This window comes from Pseudomonas sp. HMSC065H01 (genome assembly GCF_001815235.1).
Classification (GTDB): domain Bacteria; phylum Pseudomonadota; class Gammaproteobacteria; order Pseudomonadales; family Pseudomonadaceae; genus Pseudomonas; species Pseudomonas aeruginosa.
This window is the reverse complement of sequence record NZ_KV819908.1, coordinates 290,676-306,924: the sequence shown is the minus strand read 5'-3', so window position 1 is coordinate 306,924 and position 16,249 is coordinate 290,676. Positions and strand designations below refer to the sequence as shown.

General features: G+C 64.9%; 22 protein-coding genes. 16 read left to right on the top strand and 6 right to left on the bottom strand.

All coding sequences use genetic code 11. From position 1 onward, the window contains the following. From HMPREF3014_RS23955 to HMPREF3014_RS23910, 10 genes are all read left to right on the top strand, one after another. Entirely contained in the window at positions 1–633 is a 633-nt protein-coding gene (locus HMPREF3014_RS23955; protein ID WP_034022783.1) for a hypothetical protein, read from the top strand. A gap of 9 nt (positions 634–642) precedes the next feature. Further along, on the top strand, positions 643–1,119 hold the full coding sequence (locus HMPREF3014_RS23950; RefSeq protein ID WP_034022781.1) for a DUF6511 domain-containing protein: 477 nt from the start codon (positions 643–645) through the stop codon (positions 1,117–1,119). Positions 1,120–1,129: 10 nt separating this feature from the next. Next, positions 1,130–1,867, top strand: coding sequence for a PD-(D/E)XK nuclease family protein (locus tag HMPREF3014_RS23945; protein WP_034067946.1), 738 nt, complete (start codon positions 1,130–1,132; stop codon positions 1,865–1,867). After that, positions 1,864–2,091 carry a MerR family transcriptional regulator gene (locus HMPREF3014_RS23940; protein ID WP_034022779.1) on the top strand — a complete coding sequence of 76 codons (228 nt, stop codon included), beginning with the start codon at positions 1,864–1,866 and terminating at the stop codon, positions 2,089–2,091. Before HMPREF3014_RS23945 ends, HMPREF3014_RS23940 begins: the two co-directional genes overlap by 4 nt. Further along, a complete protein-coding gene (locus HMPREF3014_RS23935) occupies positions 2,084–4,369 on the top strand; it encodes a phage/plasmid primase, P4 family (protein ID WP_034022778.1) in 2,286 nt (761 codons plus the stop codon). The genes HMPREF3014_RS23940 and HMPREF3014_RS23935 overlap by 8 nt, the downstream gene beginning before the upstream one ends. A 131-nt stretch (positions 4,370–4,500) precedes the next feature. Further along, entirely contained in the window at positions 4,501–4,977 is a 477-nt protein-coding gene (locus HMPREF3014_RS23930; RefSeq protein ID WP_034067949.1) for a crossover junction endodeoxyribonuclease RuvC, read from the top strand. 1 nt (position 4,978) lies between these two features. Next, entirely contained in the window at positions 4,979–5,188 is a 210-nt protein-coding gene (locus HMPREF3014_RS23925) for a hypothetical protein (RefSeq protein WP_034067951.1), read from the top strand. Next, a complete protein-coding gene (locus HMPREF3014_RS23920) occupies positions 5,181–5,579 on the top strand; it encodes a DUF6362 family protein (protein WP_034022774.1) in 399 nt (132 codons plus the stop codon). The genes HMPREF3014_RS23925 and HMPREF3014_RS23920 overlap by 8 nt, the downstream gene beginning before the upstream one ends. A 356-nt stretch (positions 5,580–5,935) precedes the next feature. Next, entirely contained in the window at positions 5,936–7,357 is a 1,422-nt protein-coding gene (locus tag HMPREF3014_RS23915; protein WP_034022772.1) for a site-specific DNA-methyltransferase, read from the top strand. Beyond that, entirely contained in the window at positions 7,354–8,589 is a 1,236-nt protein-coding gene (locus HMPREF3014_RS23910) for a site-specific DNA-methyltransferase (RefSeq protein ID WP_034022770.1), read from the top strand. The genes HMPREF3014_RS23915 and HMPREF3014_RS23910 overlap by 4 nt, the downstream gene beginning before the upstream one ends. Here the strand turns inward: HMPREF3014_RS23910 and HMPREF3014_RS23905 are convergent. From HMPREF3014_RS23905 to HMPREF3014_RS23880, 6 genes are all read right to left on the bottom strand, one after another. Further along, positions 8,549–8,773, bottom strand: a complete 225-nt coding sequence (locus HMPREF3014_RS23905; protein ID WP_034022768.1) for a hypothetical protein — start codon at positions 8,771–8,773, stop codon at positions 8,549–8,551. The genes HMPREF3014_RS23910 and HMPREF3014_RS23905 overlap by 41 nt on opposite strands. Next, complete coding sequence (locus HMPREF3014_RS23900) at positions 8,773–9,138, bottom strand: hypothetical protein (protein WP_034022766.1); 366 nt, start codon at positions 9,136–9,138, stop codon at positions 8,773–8,775. Before HMPREF3014_RS23900 ends, HMPREF3014_RS23905 begins: the two co-directional genes overlap by 1 nt. A 100-nt stretch (positions 9,139–9,238) precedes the next feature. Further along, the gene (locus HMPREF3014_RS23895) at positions 9,239–9,598 is read right to left on the bottom strand and encodes a hypothetical protein (protein WP_034022764.1); all 360 of its coding nucleotides are present in this window, start codon (positions 9,596–9,598) and stop codon (positions 9,239–9,241) included. A 28-nt stretch (positions 9,599–9,626) separates the two neighbouring features. Beyond that, positions 9,627–9,965, bottom strand: a complete 339-nt coding sequence (locus HMPREF3014_RS23890) for a hypothetical protein (RefSeq protein ID WP_065426590.1) — start codon at positions 9,963–9,965, stop codon at positions 9,627–9,629. A gap of 97 nt (positions 9,966–10,062) precedes the next feature. After that, positions 10,063–10,665, bottom strand: coding sequence for a DUF3489 domain-containing protein (locus HMPREF3014_RS23885; RefSeq protein ID WP_034022762.1), 603 nt, complete (start codon positions 10,663–10,665; stop codon positions 10,063–10,065). Between the two features lie 94 nt (positions 10,666–10,759). Further along, on the bottom strand, positions 10,760–10,966 hold the full coding sequence (locus HMPREF3014_RS23880) for a DUF6900 domain-containing protein (protein ID WP_034022761.1): 207 nt from the start codon (positions 10,964–10,966) through the stop codon (positions 10,760–10,762). A 107-nt stretch (positions 10,967–11,073) separates the two neighbouring features. Between HMPREF3014_RS23880 and HMPREF3014_RS23875 the strand changes: the two genes are divergently transcribed. Genes HMPREF3014_RS23875 through HMPREF3014_RS23850 form a run of 6 tightly spaced genes read left to right on the top strand, consistent with a single transcriptional unit; the run spans position 11,074 to position 16,248 of the window. Next, on the top strand, positions 11,074–11,640 hold the full coding sequence (locus HMPREF3014_RS23875; RefSeq protein ID WP_034022760.1) for a hypothetical protein: 567 nt from the start codon (positions 11,074–11,076) through the stop codon (positions 11,638–11,640). Between the two features lie 16 nt (positions 11,641–11,656). Then, positions 11,657–13,615: a phage terminase large subunit family protein gene (locus tag HMPREF3014_RS23870; RefSeq protein ID WP_034022819.1), complete on the top strand. Its 1,959-nt coding sequence runs from the start codon at positions 11,657–11,659 to the stop codon at positions 13,613–13,615. Positions 13,616–13,632: 17 nt separating this feature from the next. Beyond that, complete coding sequence (locus tag HMPREF3014_RS23865) at positions 13,633–14,124, top strand: hypothetical protein (RefSeq protein ID WP_034022759.1); 492 nt, start codon at positions 13,633–13,635, stop codon at positions 14,122–14,124. Then, positions 14,124–14,516, top strand: a complete 393-nt coding sequence (locus HMPREF3014_RS23860) for a hypothetical protein (RefSeq protein WP_034022758.1) — start codon at positions 14,124–14,126, stop codon at positions 14,514–14,516. Before HMPREF3014_RS23865 ends, HMPREF3014_RS23860 begins: the two co-directional genes overlap by 1 nt. Next, the gene (locus HMPREF3014_RS23855) at positions 14,516–14,737 is read left to right on the top strand and encodes a phage head-tail joining protein (protein ID WP_034022757.1); all 222 of its coding nucleotides are present in this window, start codon (positions 14,516–14,518) and stop codon (positions 14,735–14,737) included. Before HMPREF3014_RS23860 ends, HMPREF3014_RS23855 begins: the two co-directional genes overlap by 1 nt. 2 nt (positions 14,738–14,739) lie before the next feature. Then, a complete protein-coding gene (locus HMPREF3014_RS23850) occupies positions 14,740–16,248 on the top strand; it encodes a phage portal protein (RefSeq protein ID WP_034022755.1) in 1,509 nt (502 codons plus the stop codon). Position 16,249 lies beyond the last annotated feature (1 nt).

Here is a 16,249-nt window from a genome sequence, read left to right as displayed (position 1 = left end):
ATGTCGTCCAACTATTTCGATTTTCAGGATGCTGACCCCCAACAGCCCGGCTTTGATCTGATCCCCAAGGGCACCACTGTCCCGGTGCGCATGACCATCAAGCCCGGTGGCTATGACGATTCCTCGCAAGGCTGGAGCGGCGGCTATGCCACCGAGTCCTTCGAGACTGGCTCCATCTACCTCGCTGCCGAGTTCGTGGTCACTGCGGGCGACCACGCCAAACGCAAGATGTGGTCGAACATCGGCTTGCACTCCAAGAAGGGCCCGACCTGGGGCCAGATGGGGCGCAGCTTCATCCGCGCCGCGCTCAACAGCGCCCGCAATGTCCACCCGCAGGACAACTCCCCGCAGGCCGCCGCCGCGCGCCGCATCCAGGGCTTTCATGAGCTGGATGGCATCGAGTTCCTCGCCCGCGTCGACATCGAGAAGGACGGTAAGGGCCAGGATCGCAACGTGGTCAAGGTCGCGGTCGAACCCGATCACCCCGACTACGCCCCGTTGATGGGTGTGCCGCCCAAGACCTCGGGCGGCGGCACGTCCGGCGCTCCGGCGCAGGCAGCGCCCGCATCTACGTATCAGGCACCGGCTGCGCAACGCGCACCCGTGACGGGAAAACCGTCGTGGGCGCAGTGAGGGAGGCCGATGAAATGCTGGGTCTGCAAACGACAGGCACGCGGCTACGGCCACACGGATGGTCGCTTCAAGACCGCCGATCCGCGTCGCTACGTACTCGACTGGGTGTTCTGCTCGCGCCGCTGTCAGGACGCGTTTCACGCGCTGTACGGCAACTGGCAGCGCGCCAAGGACGGTCGCATCGACCGGACGGAGGTCGCCATGATCGATCCGTCTGATGTCGAACTGGCCGCGATGCGCCAGTGCCTTAAGGCCTTCGGAGAGGCGGCGGGCGAGATCGGCTTCGGCAAACCGCTCGGCGACTACTCCGAAGCGGAAGCGCTGCGCGTTATCGACGCCATCGTCACCTGCTGGTCGGAGGCGATGGTCGCGCACCACGAAAAAACCAAGTTCCCACCCGTGCGCGGCATGCCGCCAACACCCGACCCGTTGGCTCCCGATGCGGCGAATCCGTTCGCGGATTTCAACGATGACATTCCATTCTGAGGAGGCAGCGATGCTGGATTTCAATTCATCTTCAAGCCTATCTGATCGTGTCACGACGCTGATCCACATCGGCATGCAGCACGTTCGTGGGCAGCAGGCCGCACGCGACTATCTCGGCGCGTCGCGTCTGGGCGTGGCCTGCGAGCGTGCGCTGCAGTTCGAGTACGCCAAAGCGCCGGTCGACCACGGGCGCGACACCCAAGGCCGGATGCTGCGCATCTTCGAGCGTGGCCATGTCATGGAGGACTGCATGGTGGCGTGGCTGTGCGACGCGGGTTTCGATCTGCGCACGCAGAAACCCGACGGCGGTCAGTTCGGCTTCTCCGACGCGCACGGTCGCCTGCGCGGTCACGTCGATGGCGTGATCGTCGGCGGGCCTGACGGCTTTGGCTATCCCGCGCTGTGGGAAAACAAGTGCCTCGGCGCGAAATCGTGGCGTGAACTGGAAGCCAAAGGCCTCGCTGTCGCCAAGCCGGTGTACGCCGCGCAGGTGGCGCTCTATCAGGCCCACCTGCAACTGCACGAGCACCCGGCGCTGTTCACCGCGATCAACGCCGACTCGATGGACATCTACGTCGAGCTGGTGCCCTTCGATGGCGCGCTGGCACAGCGGATGACGGATCGGGCGGTGAAGGTCATCTCCGCGACCGAGGCCGGTGAACTGCTGCCCCGCAGCTTTCAAGACCCCACTCACTTCGAATGCCGCATGTGTGCGTGGCAAGAACGCTGCTGGAGGAAAACAGCATGAGCCATTCTCCAATGAGCCAGTTGCTTGGCGAACAACTGATCGACTCGCGCCAAGCGGCGCTGATGTTCAACCTGCCGACCTACTGGTTCTCCCAAGCCAAGGAACGCCAGCAGCGCCGCATTCCGCATTACCGCGTCGGCAAGCTCGTTCGCTTCAAGCCCAACGAACTGGAAGCGTGGATCGTCGCGCAGCAGCCCTCCGGCGGGGAGTCTGCGGATGCTTGATTTCAACGACACACCGCCTCCTGTTCCTCGTGATCTCGACGCCGAACGCGAAGCGATTCGCGCTGAACTGCTGGCGCGGGTGGAATCCGTTCTGGCCGCGTTGCTCCCGGCAGGCCGCAAGCGTGGTGGCAAGTTCCTCATTGGCGACGTGCTCGGCAGCCCGGGCGACAGCCTGGAGATCGTGCTCGATGGCGAGAAAGCGGGCCTGTGGACGGATCGTGCCACGGGCGACGGTGGCGACATCTTCGCGCTGATCGCCGCACACCTCGGCATCGGCGTGCTGCACGATTTCCCGCGCGTGCTCGACGCAGCCGCCGATCTGCTCGGTCGTGCCAGAGAAAAGCCTGTGCGCAAGGCCAGCAAGAAGGATGCACCCGTCGACGAACTCGGCCCCGCCACCGCCAAGTGGGACTACCTCGACGAGGCAGGCCATCTGATCGCCGTCGTCTACCGCTACGACCCACCGGGGCAGAAGAAGCAGTTCCGCCCTTGGGACGCCAAGCGCCGCAAGATGACACCGCCCGACCCGCGCCCGCTCTACAACCAGCCGGGGATGGCCAGCGCCGCGCAGGCGGTGCTGGTCGAAGGCGAGAAATGCGCGCAGGCATTGATCGACGTGGGCATCGTCGCCACCACGGCGATGCACGGCGCGAATGCCCCGGTGGACAAAACCGACTGGTCGCCGCTGTCCGGCAAGGCCGTGCTGATCTGGCCCGACCGCGACAAGCCGGGCTGGGAGTACGCGACGCTGGCGGCGCAGGCCATTCTGTCGGCGGGCGCGAAGTCATGCCACATCCTGTATCCGCCCGAGGAAGCTGCTGAGGGCTGGGATGCGGCCGACGCCATCGCCGAGGGTTTCGATGTCGCCACCTTCCTCACCCACGGCCCACGCCTGCAGATGCACGACGTTGCTGACGACATCGATCCGGTGGTCAGCAGCGACGAATCCGTTTGGGGCACCGAGGATGCGCTGGCGCTGTCTTTCACCCGCCGCTATCACCGCGACTGGCGCTACGTTGCAGCCTGGGGCCGCTGGCTGGTGTGGGACGGGCAACGCTGGCGCACCGAGGAAACGCTCGCCGCTACCGATCTGATCCGCAGCGTCTGTCGCCAGACCGCCGTGCGCGCCGACAACCCCAAAGTCGCCGCGAAGCTCGCCAGCGCCAGCACGGTCGGTGGCGTGGAACGGTTGGCGCGCGCCGACCGCAGGCACGCGGCCACCACCGACGAGTGGGACGCCGATCCGTGGCTGCTCAACACCCCCGGTGGCGTGGTTGATCTCAAGACAGGCCGGATGCGCCCGCACGAGCGTGCCGACCGGATGACCAAGATCACCACGGCCACGCCCAGCGGCGATTGCCCGACGTGGAAGCAGTTCATCGACGAGGTCACCGGCGGCGACAAGGAACTTCAGGCTTATCTGCAACGGATGGTCGGCTACGCGCTGACCGGCTCGACGCAGGAGCACGCACTGTTCTTCCTGTACGGCACGGGCGCGAACGGCAAGTCGGTGTTCGTGAACACGCTGGCCACCATCCTCGGTGACTACGCGACCAACGCGCCGATGGACACTTTCATGGAAACGCGCACCGACCGCCACCCGACGGACATGGCGGGCCTGCGCGGCGCGCGCTTCGTCGCGGCCATCGAAACCGAACAGGGCAAGCGCTGGGCCGAGTCCAAGCTCAAGAACCTGACCGGTGGCGACAAGATCGCCGCGCGCTTCATGCGCCAGGACTTCTTCGAGTTCTTCCCGCAGTTCAAGTTGTTCGTGGCGGGCAACCACAAGCCCGCTATCCGCAACATCGACGAGGCGATGAAGCGGCGTCTGCACCTGATCCCATTCACGATCACCGTGCCACCCGAGCGCCGCGACAAGAACCTGCAGCACAAGCTGCTCGCCGAACGCGACGGCATCCTCGCGTGGGCCGTGCAGGGATGTTTGAACTGGCAGCGTCACGGTCGGCTCGATCCGCCGCAACGGGTGGTGGACGCCACCGAGGAGTATTTCGAGGCCGAGGACGCGCTGGGTCGCTGGCTCGACGAGCGCTGCGTGCGTACCGCCAACGCCAAGTCGCTGACTGCCGAACTGTTCTCCGACTGGAAGGTGTGGGCCGAGGCAGCGGGTGAATTCACCGGTTCGCAGAAGCGCTTTGCCGACCTGCTGCTCAACCGGGGCTTGGACAAATGGCGCAACGGCATGGGCTTGCGCGGGTTTCAGGGCATTGGCCTCAAGTACCCGCCAGCACCAGCCTACACCCCCTACGCCGATGACTGAAACAACCGCGTCTGACGGATCGGACGGACTACGTCGTAACTCCTACACGTGCGCGTGCGCGCGCGCCTCATGGAGACTTTCGATACGACCCGTCCGATCCGTCAGGCTCGCCAAAAACGAGGACTGACACCATGACCACCACCATTCTTGCCCTCGATCTGGGCAGCACCACCGGCTGGGCGCTACGCGGCAGCGATGGCCACATCACCAGCGGCTCCGAGAGCTTCCGGCCACAGCGATTTGAAGGCGGCGGCATGCGCTTTCTGCGCTTCAAGCGCTGGCTCACCGAGATCAAGCAGTCCTGCGACGGCATCGACGCGCTGCACTTCGAGGAAGTGCGCCGCCACGTCTCGACCGACGCGGCACACGCCTACGGCGGATTCCTCGCCACGCTCACCGCGTGGTGCGAGCACCACCAGATTCCGTATCAAGGCGTGCCGGTTGGCACGATCAAGAAGCACGCTACCGGCAAGGGCAACGCGGGCAAAGGGGATGTGATCGCATCCGTCACCGCACGTGGCCACGCCCCGGTCGATGACAACGAAGCCGATGCGCTGGCACTGCTGCACTGGGCTATCGAGCAGCATGCACTGGAACGGGAGGTGTGAGATGAAGATTCCGACACCTCAATACCGCTGCCCGCTCGGACGGCTCCAGCCTGATGTCCAGGATGTGGACGCCATCAAGCAACGCGGCTGGCGCGACCAGCACATCCTGGTCGTGTCGCCCGACGATGAACGACTCGACTGGATGGAGCGCGAACTGGTACGCCAGATCGGCGAGCGCCTCTACGGGACAGGAGGGCGGCGTCATGGTTGACCGTCACGCCACCTGGACGATTGATGACGTGGCGGCACGCTTCGAGGAAGCCGCCAGTACCGGACGACGCCTGCCACCCGTGCGTGTGCAGGGCTACTTCAACTGCTGGCCTGCCATCGTGCGCCGGGAGTGGGAGACGTTCGCTGCCGAAGAGAAGGTCTACCGCCCATTCCCGCCCGCACCGGACGCCATCGACCGGATGCTGGAGACGATGAAGTGGGTGCAGTGGCTGGAGGTCGAGCAGCGCCATCTGGTGTGGATGCGCGCCAAGCGCTACGGCTGGCGTGATATCACCATCCGCTTTGCCTGCGACCGGACGACGGCGTGGCGGCGCTGGCAGCGCGCCTTGCAGACGGTCGCCGATCAGCTCAACGGTGTCGTCGTCGCGTAGTGATTTGGCGTGATTTGGCGTGCGTGCTCGGTGATGTGCGTGGTTGCGCGTGCATCAGCGGTTTTTGCCCCTGCAACAAATCCGCCGAATCATGCGTAGTATTCATCTATCGTCTGGACAGCGGTGACGGTAAAGGACGCGGGCCATGAATCAATGGGCCCTTCCTGGCTAATAACCCATGCGGGGGGCACGAGCGCGACGCTTTTTTAGCGTCAGGGCGCGGACAAGGTTACCAGTCGGCAGGTTACCGGCTCGGGTTACCACCCCAGGGCACGGTTACCACCTCTCCAGATTCATCATTCACCCAACCCGCCCGGTGGCAACGCTCGGCGGGTTTTGCTTTTGGGATTTCCACTTTGAACACGCTCAACGTCGAGTACCGCAAGGTCGAGGCGCTGATTCCCTACGCCCGCAATCCGCGCACGCACGCCGAAGGCCAGATCGCCAAGATCGCGGCCAGCATCGTCGAGTACGGCTGGACGAACCCGATCCTGGTCGATGGCGACAACGGCATCATCGCCGGGCACGGGCGTCTGGCCGCTGCTCGCAAGCTGGAGCTGGATCAAGTGCCTGTGATCGAACTGGCGCACCTGAGCGTCGCGCAGAAACGGGCGCTGGTGATCGCCGACAACCGGCTGGCGCTCGATGCCGGTTGGGACGAGGAGATGCTGGCGCTGGAACTGGCCGACCTGTCCGAGGCCGGGTACGACCTTGCGCTGACCGGCTTCGAGGATGCCGAGATCGAGGCACTGCTCGCCGGTGATGTGCTTGACGCCGATCCTGATACCGAGGCGGAACCAGACGCTGACGAGCCGGACGCTGCGGACGATGTGCCGGATGCACCCGTCGTGGCGGTGTCCCGCCCCGGCGATGTCTGGGCCATCGGCCAGCACCGTCTGATCTGTGGCGATGCGACCGACCGGGCCGTGGTCTCCGCGCTGATGGGCGGTGATACCGCGCGGCTGTGCTTCACCTCGCCACCCTACGGCAACCAGCGCGACTACACCTCGGGCGGCATCACCGATTGGGATGGCCTGATGCGCGGCGTGTTCGAGCACCTGCCGATGGCGGACGACGGCCAGGCGCTGGTCAACCTTGGCCTGATCCACCGCGACAACGAGGTGATCCCGTATTGGGATGCGTGGCTCGGCTGGATGCGCCAGCAGGGCTGGCGGCGCTTCGCGTGGTACGTCTGGGATCAGGGGCCGGGGATGCCCGGCGACTGGCAGGGCCGACTGGCTCCGAGCTTCGAGTTCGTTTTTCACTTCAATCGCGAGAGCCGCAAGCCCAACAAGATCGTTCCCTGCAAGCACGCCGGCCAGGAATCGCACCTGCGCGCCGATGGCTCGTCCACGGCGATGCGCGGCAAGGACGGAGAAGTCGGCGGCTGGACGCACAAGGGCCAGCCCACGCAAGACACCCGAATTCCCGACAGCGTGATCCGCGTGATGCGCCACAAGGGCAAGATCGGTCAGGACATCGACCATCCTGCCGTATTCCCGGTGGCGCTGCCGGAGTTCGTGATCGAGGCCTACACCGACGCGGGCGACCTCGTGTTTGAACCCTTCGGCGGCAGCGGCACGACGATGCTGGCTGCGGAACGCACGGGCCGCATCTGCCGCAGCATCGAGATCGCACCGGAGTACGTGGACGTCGCCCTCAAGCGCTTCCAGCAGAACCATCCCGGTGTGCCGATCACGCTGGTCGCCACCGGCCAATCCTTCGAGCAGGTCGTCGCCGAGCGCACCAGCACTGTTGATGCCGAGGTGGCGGCATGAGCTGGTTCGCCGACAAGATCGAACAGTGGCCGACCGCGAAGCTGCTGCCCTATGCCCGCAACGCGCGGACGCACTCGGATGATCAGGTGGCGCAGATCGCTGCCAGCATCGCCGAGTTCGGATTCACCAATCCGATCCTCGCGGGCAGTGACGGCATCATCGTGGCTGGCCACGGTCGGCTCGCCGCCGCCCAGAAGCTCGGGCTGGAGATCGTGCCGGTGGTCGTGCTCGACCACCTGACACCGACGCAGCGTCGCGCACTGGTCATCGCGGACAACCGCATCGCCGAGAACGCAGGCTGGGACGACGCGATGCTGCGTATCGAACTGGAAGCCTTGCAGCTTGAAGGCTTCGATCTGGACATCACCGGCTTCGATGCCGACGCGCTGGCCGAACTGATCGCGGGAGATGAGCCGGACAACGAGGGGCAGACCGATGAGGATGCGGTGCCGGAGCTTGGCGAGACGCCGATTTCCCGCCCGGGCGACATCTGGATCATGGGCAAGCACCGGGTGCTGTGCGGTGACGCCACCGTCGTCGAGGGTTACGACCGGCTGATGCAGGGCGACGCGGCGGACATGGTTTTCACCGACCCGCCATACAACGTGAACTACGCCAACAGTGCCAAGGACAAGATGCGCGGCAAGGATCGCGCGATCCTCAACGACAACTTGGGCGATGGCTTCTACGACTTCCTGCTGGCGGCGCTGACGCCCACCGTGGCGCATTGCAGCGGTGGCATCTACGTGGCGATGTCGTCCAGCGAACTCGACGTGCTGCAGGCCGCGTTCCGCGCCGCCGGTGGCAAGTGGTCGACCTTCATCATCTGGGCAAAAAACACCTTCACGCTGGGCCGCGCCGACTACCAGCGCCAGTACGAGCCGATCCTGTACGGATGGCCCGAGGGCGCGACGCGCCACTGGTGCGGCGACCGCGATCAGGGCGACGTGTGGGCGATCAAAAAGCCGCAGAAGAACGATCTGCACCCGACGATGAAGCCGGTGGAACTGGTCGAGCGGGCCATCCGCAATTCCAGCCGCCCCGGGAACGTGGTGCTCGACCCCTTCGGCGGTTCCGGCACGACGCTGATTGCAGCGGAGAAGTCAGGCCGCATCGCGCGGCTGATCGAACTCGATCCGAAGTACGTGGATGTGATCGTGCGCCGGTGGGAGGAATTCACCGGCAAGCAGGCTATCCGCGAGGCGGCAGACCAGGAGGTGTGCGCCAGTTGAATCCGCGCGCAGGTGCTTTGGCTTCTTCTTCCTCGGCGATGCGCCGCAGCAGTTGCATCGTGGCGAGATCGCGGGGCAGCGCGGCACACATCACGCGCACTGCCTGTTCGATGGAGACATCCGGACGCCGGTTGGCGATCAGCCAACGCAGCGCCTGTTCGCGTTCGGCGGCGAGGGTTTTCATCAGGCGGCTTCTTGTTCTTCGACGATGCCGCAGTGGATCACGTAGCCCGTGAGGTAAGGCAGACCGCGCGGGATGCCGTAGTCCTTGCTGGTCTGGCGACCAATCGTCCAGCCCATCCACTTGGTGGTGGCGGCGTCGATGGCGTCCTTCATGCTCTTGCCTTCAAAGAGGCCGTTGTGGACTTCGTCTGCGAAGTGGCGGCCAAAGCGGCTGTCGAGAAAGGCGCGGACGGTGTCGAGGTCTTCGCCCGTGGCGTCGGTGACGGCGGTCATGGCCAGAGGCCACGCGATGCAGGCGTGTCCGCCCATCGTGCCCCAGAAGCCCCAACCTTCGTTGCGGGTGGCGGGGATGTTGGTGTTGGTCATGGTGGTTTCTCCTTCGGGTTGATCGTTGCGACACCCGTAGTAACGCGCTGTCCGATGGAGAAGCCAAGCTGTTCCTGGCTTCTTTCTCAATCAATTTTGATCACCCGAGACGGGCCACGTAGCGGGCGTAATCACCGCCCTCCGGGTTGATGTACAGGTAGGGGCGGCCGGGCGCTGTGACCTCGACGCAGAGGAAGCCATCGCCGGTTCCGCCGCCCTTGCCACGAAGCCAGTCGCGCGACACCAGCAGCCTGCGCGCGAAGGCGTCAAATTCGGCGGCAGTGAGTTCCTTGGTTTCGGTGACGTAGACCTTGCACTGATCGCCTCTGCCCAATTCTCTTAGGTCGGCAGGCTTGCGGGCGAATGGCAGGCGGGCGCTCAACTCTTCGACTTGCAGGACGGTGTCGCCAAGCTGCAGGGTGCGCGGGCTGCGCTCGATGGTGATGATCATGGTGCTCATGGCGGTTTTCCTTATGTGGCGTCGTCAATCACGACACCAGCATGAACGCGCTGTTCAAGCAGGAAGCCAAGCTATTCCTGGCCTCCTGCTTGATGGCGTTCATTGGGTGGCGCGGGGCGCGCATCAGCTCTGCCTGCGCGGTGGCGATGATGTCCAGACGCACGTTGTTCGGGACGTAGGTGGCAAGGTGCCCAAGCGCCCAGTTGAGCACGTTGGCTTTGTCCTTGATGTCCTCCGCGTCCTCGTATCGGGTGATGTAGCGATCAAGTTCGGCCAGTGCGCGCTCCAGCGTGGCGCGGGCGTTATCCAGTGCATCGTGGCCACTGCGGGTGGCGTATTCGATCTCGTAATCGGCGTGGGATTTCATGGCGTGTTCTCCTCGGGGTGGTTGCTTGCGACACCCACATGAACGCGCTGGTGGCGAGAGAAGCCAAGCTATTCCCGGCCTCTCTCGCCATCTTTTTTCAGGCGATGCGGTAGACCCGTTCGCCGCCCTGGGGCTTGTCCGACGTGATGGTCAGGCCGAGTTTTTTCTTGAAGGCTCCGGCGAAGGTGCCGCGCACCGTGTGCGCCTGCCAGCCGGTGGCGGTGCAGATCTGGCCGATGGTTGCGCCCTCGGGGCGTTGCAGCATCCGGATCACTTCGGCCTGCTTGCTGTTGTCGCGGGTGCGCGGTTTGGCCTGTGCCGTTGCGGCGTTCTTGGCCCACACGGCCTCACACGCGGCCACGTCGGCCTCCAACTCGGCGTCGGTGGTCTGCGGTGCTGCGGTGGCGTCGGGCGCGTCCTGCGCCGCTTCGGCGTTGGCAATGATCGCGTCGAGCTTGGCCTCGAATGTCGAGGGGTTGATGTGCGGGCGCTTCATGCCCAAGGCGTCGTAGCCCTCGGCGGCGACGCACCAGCCCTCACCATCGGGCGTGATCAGGGCGCGATTGAACAGGCCGTCGAGCACCTTCTTGCGCGCGCCGCCTTTGATGTTGTCGGGGAACCATTCGATCTTACCGCCGCTGGTGTTGATGGCTTTGGCGAGGATGGCGTGCTGGGCCGGGGTGAGTTGGGTGGTGGTCATTTGCTGTTCCTTCGGGGTGGTTGATGACGATGTGATGAACGCGCTGTTCGGGAGTGAAGCCAAGTGCTTTCTGCTTGGCTTCGTTGCTTCTCGATCAGTCCTTGGCGATCTCTGCTTCCGTGGGCTCGGGCAAAGAAATGCCGACCTCGATGCCCGCCTTGAAGGCCGCTTCCAGCGCGTCCCGGATGCACCAGACGGCCGTGTCGTGGAAGTCCAGGCTGTCGGCGTGGCGGGTTTCCAGGGTGTCGAGGCCCAGATGCTTCTGGGCGATCAGGGTGAGGATGGTGTCGATCTGGCTCATGGCGGGTTCCTTTCAGGATGTGGTTGGCGTGACGTGATGAACGCGCTGTTCCCGATGGAAGCCAAGCTCAATCCGCAGAAGCGACGAACAAATGATTGAAGGTGACGATGGGACTCTCGATTCGCGCCTACGCGCGCCACCGTGGCGTGTCGCACGTGGCCGTGAAGAAGGCCATCGACACCGGGCGGATCACCGCACTGCCAGACGGCACGCTTGATCCGGATGCGGCGGACGCGCAGTGGGCACAAAACACATTGCAGCCACGCCGGGCCGCTGCGCAGGAGCAGGCCAGCAGTCCGAAACCCCGGCGCGCGCCCGCGACTGCCGATGCAACGCCGCAACGTGAGGCACCCGAACCGGGTACGCCGCCGTTGTCAGCGGGCGGCACATCGCTGCTTCAAGCGCGCACAGTCAACGAAGTGCTCAAGGCCCAGCTCAACAAGGTGGAGCTGGCGCACCGCAAGAAGGAACTGGTGGATCGGGCGCAGGCCGTGGCACACGTTTTCAAGCTGGCGCGCATCGAGCGCGATGCGTGGCTCAACTGGCCCGCGCGCATCTCCGGGCAGATGGCCTCTGCGCTCGGCGTCGATGCGCACCAGATGCACGTCGCGCTGGAGGCCGCCGTGCGTGAGCACCTGATTGAACTGGGCGAACTGCGCCCCAGAGTCGATTGATCTGGGATTGATGGCGATGGACGATTACGAAGGCGCACAGGAGATCGAACGCGCGTGGCGCGACGGCTTGACGCCCGATCCGCTACTGACGGTGTCGGAATGGTCGGATCGGCACCGGATGCTTTCCAGCAAGGCGTCTGCCGAACCGGGCCGCTGGCGTACCGCCCGCACGCCGTACCTGAAGGCCATCATGGACTGCCTGTCGCCGACCTCGCCGGTCGAGCGCGTGGTGTTCATGAAGGCCGCGCAGCTCGGCGCGACCGAGATGGGCAGCAACTGGATCGGCTACGTCATCCACCACGCACCAGGGCCGATGATGGCGGTGTGGCCGACGGTGGAAATGGCCAAGCGCAATTCCAAGCAGCGCATCGACCCGCTGATCGAGGAGTCGGCGGCGCTGGCGGAACTGATCGCTCCGGCGCGTTCGCGCGATTCGGGCAACACGATTCTGGCCAAGGAATTCCGGGGCGGCGTGCTGGTGATGACCGGCGCGAACAGCGCCGTCGGCCTGCGCTCGATGCCGGTGCGGTATTTGTTTCTCGACGAAGTCGACGGTTACCCACTGGACGTCGAAGGCGAAGGCGATGCGATCTCGCTGGCCGAGGCGCGCACGCGCACCTTCGCGCGGCGCAAGATATTCATCGTATCGACGCCGACGATCTCGGGTGCGTCGGCCATCGAGCGCGAGTACGAGGCCAGCGACCAGCGTCGCTACTTCGTGCCGTGTCCGCATTGCTCGCACCGGCAATGGCTGCGCTTCGAGCAGTTACGCTGGGACAAGGGCGCGCCGGAAACGGCGGCCTACATCTGCGAGGTCTGTGACACCGCGATTGCCGAGCACCACAAGACGTGGATGCTGGAACACGGCGAGTGGCGGGCGATGGCCCAGGATGGCGGTGTCAAGACGGCGGGCTTTCACCTGTCGTCGCTGTACAGCCCGGTGGGGTGGCGCGCGTGGCGCAACATTGCCGCCGCGTGGGAAGCCGCCGTCAACAAGGAATCGGGATCGGCCGCCGCCATCAAGACCTTCAAGAACACCGAACTGGGTGAGACCTGGGTCGAGGAAGGCGAAGCGCCCGACTGGCAACGGCTGGTCGAGCGCCGCGAGGACTATCGCATCGGCAGTGTGCCACTGGGCGGCCTGCTGCTGGTGGGCGCGGCGGACGTGCAGAAGGATCGCATTGAAGCCTCGGTCTGGGCCTTCGGGCGTGGCAAGGAATCGTGGCTGATCGAACACCGCGTGCTGATGGGCGACACGGCGCGCGACACAGTGTGGAAAGCCTTGGCCGCGGTGCTGGCCGAACAGTGGACGCACGCCTCGGGCATGGCGATGCCACTGGCGCGTTTCGCGCTCGACACCGGCTTTGCCACGCAGGAAGCCTACGCCTTCGTGCGTGCCTGCCACGACCCGCGCGTGATGGCGGTCAAGGGTGTGGCGCGCGGCGCGGCCTTGATCGGCACACCGACCGCCATCGATGTTTCGCAGGGCGGCAAGAAGCTGCGCCGGGGCATCAAGGTGTACTCGGTGGCGGGTGGCATCGCCAAGTTGGAGTTCTACAACAACCTGCGCAAGAGCGCGGATGTTGGCGAGGACGGACTGACCACGGTGTTTCCTGCGGGGTTCGTCCACCTGCCGAAGATCGACGCCGAGTTCATCCAGCAGCTCTGCGCCGAGCAACTGATCACCCGCCGCGACCGCAATGGCTTCCCGGTACGCGAGTGGCAAAAGATGCGTGAGCGCAACGAGGCGCTCGACTGCTACGTCTATGCCCGCGCCGCCGCGTCCAGCGCAGGGCTGGATCGCTTCGAGGAGCGCCACTGGCGGGAGCTGGAACGACAACTGGGGATGGCCAGTCCGCCACCCCCTGAAACCACAACCGAATCGATCAACGAGGCCACCCAACGCGGTGGCCTCGCTGTTTCTGGAACCCGCAACCCCGGTCGGCGCGTGATCAAAAGCCGCTGGCTGTCCTGACATCCCAAGGAGAAAACATGAGTCTTGCTACCCGTATCGAAAGTCTGGTCATCCGCGTCGCACAGGAATTCAACGACGTGCGCGCCAAGACAGGCGATCTCGCCAACCTAACCACCACCGACAAATCGAATCTGGTCGCCGCCATCAATGAGCTGAAGGCCGCCGTGGTGTCGTCCTCGGAAATCGACGACGCCAACATCGCCATTTCCAGCACCTATTCGTCCAGCAAGATCGTCACGCTGCTGGACGCGCTCAAGTCGGAAATCTTGGGCGGTGCCGATGCGGCCTACGACACCTTGCTGGAAATCCAGCAACTGCTGCAAAACGGCACCACGGGTCTGGATGCGCTGCTCGCCGCCGTCAACAACCGCGTGCGTTTCGATGCCGCGCAAACCCTCTCGGCACCCGAGCAGGCACAGGCGCGCAGCAACATCGGCGCGGTGGCAGTCAGTGATGTGGGCGACACCGACACCGATTTTGTCGCCGTGTTTGAAGGCGCGCTGGCCTGATGAGCCTCGCATCGCGCATCACGGCGCTGGCCAGCCGCATCGGCCTGGAGGTCAAGACCAAGATCGATGCCACCCATCCCGGCTTGGCCCGGGCATGGGTGTGCTTCGGCTACGTCGGCAGCCAGATCGTCGTGCGCTCCTCGCACAACGTGGCCAGCGTCACCCGCCTTGGCACCGGGCGCTACCGCGTGACCTTCGTCAATGCGATGGCCGATGCCGATTACTGCTGGGTGGCTTCCGTGGTCAAGAACTCAACCATTCTGGGTTTGCAGCGTGTGGCCCTGGTGCGAGCCAGTGGTGACACCAAAACCGCGCAGCAACTCGATGTCAGCTGTGCGTCCTCCACGTTGGCGACCGACGCCGACGAAATCAACCTCACGGTGTACCGCTGATGGCCTACACACAAGCACACCTCGATGCGCTGGAGTTGGCGCTGGTCAAGGGCGAAAAGCGCGTGACCTTCGGCGACAAGACCGTCGAGTACCGCAGCGTCGATGAACTCATGGCCGCCATCGCGGCCATCAAGCGCGACCTGTTCGAGCAGGCCGTGGACACCGGCCTGTGGCCCGGTGCGCCGCGCCAGATCCGTGTCACCACGGGCAAGGGGTTCTGAACATGCAATGGTTTGACCGTATGCGCAGACGTGTCGGCATCAGCCTGCTGGGTGGCACGCCGTTCTACGACGGCATCGGCGGTGGCCGCCGTGCGCTGGCGTGGCAGGTCGGCAACCCCGGTGCGGTCGCGGCGCTGGCCTATACCCAGAACGAACTGCGCGCCAAGAGCCGTGATCTGGTGCGGCGCAATGCGTGGGCAGCAGCAGGCGTCGAGGCCTTCGTCTCGAACGCCATTGGTACCGGCATCAAGCCGCAGTCGATGGTGGCGGACAACACGCTGCGCGAAGCCATCCACAGCCTGTGGTGGGACTGGTGCGCGGACGCCGATGCCGCCGGACTGACTGATTTCTACGGCCTGCAGGCGCTGGCCTGTCGCGCCATGCTCGAAGGCGGCGAGTGTCTGGTGCGGCTGCGCTACCGCCGTCCCGAGGATGGTTTGGCGGTCGGCCTGCAATTGCAGTTGCTCGAACCCGAACACCTACCGGCCACGCTGAACAGCGAACGGCCCGGCGGCAACGTCATCCGCGCGGGCATCGAGTTCGACAAGATCGGTCGACGCGTGGCCTACCACCTGTACAACGCGCACCCGGGCGACGGTTCGCTGGCCCCGATGTCCGGCAACGGTGGAGTCGGCAGCAGCATCGACACGGTGCGCGTGCCTGCCGCCGAAATCGTCCATCTGTTCCGGCCCCTGCGTCCCGGCCAGATCCGGGGCGAACCGTGGCTGGCCCGGGCGCTGGTCAAGCTCAACGAACTTGACCAGTACGACGATGCCGAGCTGGTGCGCAAGAAGACGGCGGCGATGTTCGCGGGCTTCATCACGCGCCTCTCACCTGAAGACAACCTGATGGGCGAAGGGCTACCGGATGCCAATGGCGCGGCGATGGCCGGACTCGAACCCGGCACGATGCAAATTCTGGAGCCCGGCGAAGACGTGAAGTTCAGCCAGCCTGCCGATGTGGGCGCGAGTTACGCCGAGTTCCTGCGTATGCAGTTTAGGGCGGTGGCCGCCGCGATGGGTATCACCTACGAGATGCTGACCGGCGATCTGACGCAGGTGAACTACTCGTCGATCCGCGCCGGGTTGCTGGAGTTTCGCCGCCGCTGCGAGGCCATCCAGCACAACGTGATCGTCCATCAACTGTGCCGCCCGATTTGGCGCGCGTGGATGGAGCAGGCAGCACTGGAAGGCGCATTGCCGCTGACCGGATTCAGTCAAAAACGGCGCGACTACTTGGCCGCCAAATGGATTCCGCAAGGTTGGCAGTGGGTCGATCCGAAGAAGGAATTCGACGCGATGCTGACCGCCATTCGTGCCGGACTGTTGTCGCGCTCGGAAGCCATCTCGGCCTTCGGCTACGACGCCGAGGACATCGACCGCGAGATCGCCTTGGATAACCAGCGTGCCGACGAACTGGGTCTGGTCTTCGATTCCGACCCGCGCCACGACAAGCCGCCTTTTGCTGCCGTAGCCCCGGTGCCGCCGCAGCCTGACCTACAGGACAACTGAC